The organism is Vibrio sp. 2132-1, from assembly GCF_033344315.1.
Genome location: NZ_JAWPON010000687.1, coordinates 1 through 560 on the forward strand (window position 1 = coordinate 1; position 560 = coordinate 560).

General features: G+C 48.9%; 1 pseudogene. It reads left to right on the forward strand.

The annotated features are described in order from the left end of the window. Positions 1-560: pseudogene (locus R8N47_RS27395) on the forward strand (propeptide, peptidase); the annotation flags it as partial.

Here is a 560-nt window from a genome sequence, read left to right on the forward strand (position 1 = left end):
CATTGTGCTGTCGACTAACCAAGACGGCCAAATCGAGCGTATTTTCAAAAGCCTTGAAGATACGGTTATTCGTAATGGCGAGGCGATGCCAGCCGCAGAACTGGAATTGCCTGTTCGATTGGAAGTGACCGAGCCGCCAGCGTTGAGCTCCGGTGAGTTAGTGACGGTTCCCGTCTCAGTGTTTGATCCTGATTTACGTACGATGCAGCAACAAGCTGCGCCTGATTCCGCTTGGAATTCGTTAGAGGATTATCCGCAGCCACTTCAATATGTTGAGAAGCAGATTCAAGTTTTGCAGTCTGACGGCAAGTTCTACCTAGCCAACGAGCGCGTTAAACAGGTGGATGCACTTGCATTACTGCCTACACCTGCGGTAGGTGCGGAGCCCGTACGCGATACAAGCAGTATTTTGCCACCTGAAGGTGTTCAATCTTTTGCTGATGTAAAAGCGATGCAAAGTGCTCAGCTTGGCGACAATGCCTTTTTGCAGTTGATGGCGTTTTACCATCTTGACAACTCACTGCAGTACTTATCGAGCTTGAGCTATGACTTGTTTGAAG